1 protein-coding gene, 1 pseudogene and 1 riboswitch are annotated in these 1,590 nt (G+C 71.7%); of the genes and pseudogenes, one reads left to right on the forward strand and one right to left on the reverse strand.

Annotated elements, in window-relative coordinates:
- The coding region (gcvT, locus tag B7767_RS37050) for a glycine cleavage system aminomethyltransferase GcvT (RefSeq protein WP_085575839.1) at positions 1-954 on the reverse strand (954 nt) is incomplete at its 3' end.
- A gap of 205 nt (positions 955-1,159) precedes the next feature.
- Positions 1,160-1,260, reverse strand: a riboswitch (glycine riboswitch).
- A 217-nt stretch (positions 1,261-1,477) separates the two neighbouring features.
- Here gcvT and B7767_RS48705 point away from each other — a divergent pair.
- A pseudogene (locus tag B7767_RS48705) lies at positions 1,478-1,590 on the forward strand (ATP-binding protein); the annotation flags it as partial.

Genomic DNA, 1,590 nt, shown 5'->3' on the forward strand with positions numbered 1-1,590 from the left:
CTCGCCGATCACCTCGCCGCCCGCCACGACCGCGTACCCGGAGCGCGGGACCCGGCGGCCCTCGGCGACCAGGCCGACCAGGACGCGGGGCGGCTCGGAGGCGGCGCGCCCGGCGGCCTCGGCGAGCGCCGCACGGCCCACGAAGTCGCCCTCCTTCTCGAACTTCACCACCCGGCCCAGGCCGGCGTCGAAGGGCGTGAGGGAGGTGCTCAGCTCATTGCCGTACAGCGGCATGCCGGCCTCCAGGCGGAGCGTGTCCCGGCAGGACAGCCCGCAGGGGACCAGGCCGGCGCCCTCGCCGGCCTTGGTGAGCGCCTGCCACAGCTCGACCGCGTGCTCGGGCCTCACGAACAGCTCGAAGCCGTCCTCGCCGGTGTAGCCGGTACGGGCGATGAGCGCGGGCACGCCGGCGACCGTGCCGGGCAGACCGGCGTAGTACTTCAGGCCGTCCAGGTCGGCGTCGGTGAGCGAGGCGAGGATGCCGGGGGACTCGGGGCCCTGCACGGCCAGCAGCGCGTAGGCGTCGCGGTCGTCGCGGACCTCGGCGTCGAAGCCGGCCGAGCGCTCGACGAGCGCGTCGAGCACCGTCTGCGCGTTGGAGGCGTTGGCGACCACCATGTACTCGGTGTCGTCCAGCCGGTAGACGATCAGGTCGTCCAGGATGCCGCCGTCCTCGCGGCAGATCATGGTGTAGCGGGCGCGGCCCGGCTTCACACTGCCGATGTTGCCGACCAGCGCGAAGTCCAGCAGTCCGGCGGCCCCCGGACCGGTGACGGTGATCTCGCCCATGTGCGAGAGGTCGAAGAGGCCGGCCCTGGTGCGGACGGCGTTGTGCTCGTCGCGCTCGGAGCCGTAGCGCAGGGGCATGTCCCAGCCGGCGAAGTCGGTCATCGTCGCGCCGAGCGAACGGTGCAGGGCGTCGAGTGCGGTCCGGCGGGGTTCGGTACTGCTCATCGGTCGGTCTCCCAAAGGCGATGGGGGTCCCACCCGCGCGAGTTCATTCGAGCGTGGGGGATGGCGAGGACGTTCCTCCCCATCTGTCATCGGAACCTGAGAGGTTCGCCATGACGTCCACGCGGGGACGGTCCTGGCTTGCACCTTGGGTGGAGCCACCGGAGCACTGCTGGATGCCCTTCGGCGGCCCGCTTTTCAGATGTGCCTCGCCCGCGCGGTAACGGGGCCTGAGAGATTCAAGGGAGGGACTTGCTCCTTCGGCGCCCCGGCGGCAAACGGTGCCGGGGACTCTCCCGCGCGGATTCAAACGGCCGGTATGCAGTTGGCGCGCACATCATTGCACGCATTGCGGGGGCGCGGCAGGGGGACCCTTCCCAGGGGGTGCACAGGGTGTACGGGCGCCGTCACAGGGGGCTGTGACAAGCCTGTTTCAGGAAACGGACGGAAACGACGGACACCCGGCATTACCTTCTCTTTACACTCGGCGGGGATCGGTACTCGTACCCGGCCCCAGGGGAGGACGATCACGGTGAACAGGACCACGGCGTGCGCCACCACCACGGGCGTCGCGCTGCCCCAGCAGCCGGCCGCCCAGGCCCGGGGGGCCCGCGGCGCGCTGCCGGCGCCCGTCGTCCG

Origin of the sequence: Streptomyces sp. 13-12-16 (genome assembly GCF_002114215.1) — a bacterium.
Classification (GTDB): domain Bacteria; phylum Actinomycetota; class Actinomycetes; order Streptomycetales; family Streptomycetaceae; genus Streptomyces.